This window comes from Kineococcus vitellinus (assembly GCF_009906315.1).
GTDB lineage: Bacteria > Actinomycetota > Actinomycetes > Actinomycetales > Kineococcaceae > Kineococcus > Kineococcus vitellinus.
In genome coordinates, this window is the sequence record NZ_JAAALL010000420.1 from 1 (window position 1) to 2,786 (window position 2,786).

Sequence of the window (2,786 nt, forward strand, 5' to 3'; positions counted from 1 at the left end):
GACCGGCGGGACGGGGATCAGCGGGACGGGGATCAGCGGGACAGGAACAGGTGCACCGCCAGGCCGAGGCCGGCGAGGGCGATCACCGCGCGCAGCGCGCCGGGGTCGACGCGGCGCACCACCACCGGGCCGACGCGGCCGCCGGCGACGCAGCCGGCGCCCAGGACCAGCGCCGCCCACCAGTCGACCGGGCCGAGGACGGCGAAGCCCAGCGCGGCGACGGTGTTGGCCGCACCGGTGAGCACGTTCTTCAGCGCGTTGGCGCGCGCCAGCGGCTGGTCGTGGACGAGCTCCGCCAGCGCCAGCATGAGCACGCCCGCGGCGGCGCCGAAGTAGCCGCCGTACACGCCGACGGCGCCGACCGCGGTGAGCACGAGGGGGTGGCGCGGGGACAGCCGGCCGGGGCGCAGCCGCTCCAGGCGCGGGCGCAGCAGGAGCAGCAGCGCCGCGGCGGCCACGAGGAAGGGCACGACGAGCTCGAAGGTGCCCGGCGGCAGCGCGAGCAGCAGCGCGCAGCCCACCGCCCCGCCCAGCGCCGCCGCCGGCAGCAGCACCCGCAGCCGCGCGCCCTGCCCGGCCAGCTCCGGGCGCGAGCCGGCGACCGTGCCCGCGCTCACCCCGAGCAGCGCGACGGTGTTCGTCACGTTCGCCGCCAGCGGGGACAGGCCGGTGAGCAGCAGCGCGGGGTACGAGACCAGCGAGGCCAGGCCCGCCGTGCTGCCGACGAAGCCGGCGAGCACGCCGGCGACCAGCAGCAGCGGGACCTCGGCGAGCGGCACGGGAAGCGATCCAACCAGCCGCCGGGCCGCCGCGGGGCTCCCGCCGTGTCGGTGGGCTGTGCTGTCCTGAGCCCCGTGACGCACACCGCCGTGGGGACGCAGGCCACCGCCGACAAGCCGACCGCCGCCGACATCGAACCCCGGCTGGCCGCGCACCGGCGCGAGCTGACCGGCTACTGCTACCGCATGCTCGGCTCGGCCTTCGACGCCGAGGACGCCGTGCAGGAGACGCTGCTGCGGGCCTGGAAGGGGATCGACGGCTTCGAGGGCCGCTCGGGCCTGCGCTCGTGGCTGTACCGGATCGCCACCAACGTGTGCCTGACGATGATCGAGGGCCGCGGCCGCCGCGCGCGGCCGATGGACCTGTCGGCCTCCGCGTGGGAGCCGGTCGAGGCCTCGCTGGCCGCGCGCCGGCCCGAGGACACCTGGCTGGAGCCGATGGTCGACGAGCGGGTGCTGCCGGAGGCGGGCGACCCGGCCGACGTCGCCGTCGGCCGCGAGAGCATCCGGCTGGCCTTCGTCGCGGCGCTGCAGCACCTGCCGCCGCGCCAGCGCGCGGTGCTCGTGCTGCGCGAGGTGCTGCGCTGGCGGGCCGAGGAGGTCGCCGAGCTGCTGGAGACGACGACGGCCTCGGTCAACAGCGCCCTGCAGCGCGCCCGCGCGACGCTGGCCACCCGCCCCGACGTGCGGGCCCCCGCCGACCTCGACGCCGAGCACCGGGTGCTGCTGGAGCGCTACGTGCGCGCCTTCGAGAGCTACGACATCGACGCCTTCGTGCGACTGCTGGCCGACGACGTCACGCAGAACATGCCGCCGTTCGAGATGTGGCTCGACGGCGCCGACGACATCGCCGCCTGGATGGTCGGCCCCGGCCACCAGTGCCGCGGCTCGCGCCTGCTGCCGCTGCGGGTCAACGGCCAGCCCGCCTTCGCGCACTGGAAGCCGATCGGCGCCCACGGCGAGCTGGTGCCCTTCGCCATCCAGGCGCTGGAGCTGGAGGACGGCCGCGTCAAGCGCATCACCTCCTTCCTGGACACCCGCCTGTTCGCGCTGTTCGGGCTGCCGGCGGCGCCGCCGCCCCGCTGACCGCGCGGGCCGGCGAGCGGCGCCTAGACTCCCCGCGATGCCCACGGCCCCCGCTCCGCGCACCCTGGCCGAGGACCTGCGCGCCCGCGCGGACCCCGAGCTGGAGGTGCTGCTCACCCACCGCCCCGACCTGGCGGCCCCGCTGCCGACGTCCACGACGGCGCTGGCGACGCGGGCCACCACGCGGGCCAGCACCCAGCGGGCGCTGGAGCGCCTGGACACCCCGACGCTGCAGGTGGCCGAGGTGCTCGCGGTGCTGCCGGACCCGGTGAGCGTCACCGCGGTCTCCAAGGCGTGGGGCGCCAAGGCCGGACCGGTCGTGGCCGAGCTGCGCCGGCGGGCGCTGGTGTGGGGCCCGGACCGGCGCGTGCACCTGGTGCAGGCGGTGCGCGAGCTGCTGGGCCCGCACCCCGCCGGGCTGGGCCCGCCGCTGGCCGAGGCGCTGGGGCGGCGCTCCCCGCAGCGGCTGGCCGAGCTGCTGGAGGACCTCGGCCTGCAGGTCAGCCACGACCCCGAGGTGGCGCTGGCCCGCCTGGGCGCGCACCTCGGCGACGCCGCCCACGTCGCCGAGCTGCTGGCCGGGGCCCCCGAGGGTGCGCGGGCCGTGCTCGACAAGCTCACCTGGGGGCCGCCCACGGGTGCCGTCGAGCGCGCCGACCGCCAGGTGCGCACGGCCACCGCCACGACACCGGTGGAGTGGCTGCTGGCCCACGGGCTGCTCGCGGTCTCCGGCCCGGGCACCGTGGTGCTGCCGTGCGAGGTGGCGCTGGCGCTGCGCGGCGGGCGCGTGCACGCCACCGCCGACCGCGAGGCGCCGCCGCTGCACCCGCGCGAGCGCCGCCACGAGCTCGTCGCCGCGGGCTCGGCGGAGGCCGCCGCGGAGGCCTGCCGGCTCGTGGAGGAGCTGGGCCGGCTGTGGGG

2 protein-coding genes and 1 pseudogene are annotated in these 2,786 nt (G+C 78.1%); 2 read left to right on the forward strand and 1 reads right to left on the reverse strand.

What is annotated here, in order from left to right; translation table 11 throughout:
- Nucleotides 1–32: 32 nt before the first annotated feature.
- Entirely contained in the window at nucleotides 33–779 is a 747-nt protein-coding gene (locus GTQ99_RS21830; protein ID WP_166617793.1) for a TSUP family transporter, read from the reverse strand.
- Between the two features lie 75 nt (nucleotides 780–854).
- On the opposite strand from GTQ99_RS21830, the gene GTQ99_RS21835 reads away from it, so the two are divergent.
- Together GTQ99_RS21835 and GTQ99_RS21840 are read left to right on the forward strand one after the other, a co-directional pair.
- Nucleotides 855–1,865, forward strand: a complete 1,011-nt coding sequence (locus GTQ99_RS21835) for a sigma-70 family RNA polymerase sigma factor (protein ID WP_338075188.1) — start codon at nucleotides 855–857, stop codon at nucleotides 1,863–1,865.
- Nucleotides 1,866–1,902: 37 nt separating this feature from the next.
- A pseudogene (locus tag GTQ99_RS21840) lies at nucleotides 1,903–2,786 on the forward strand (DNA-binding protein); the annotation flags it as partial.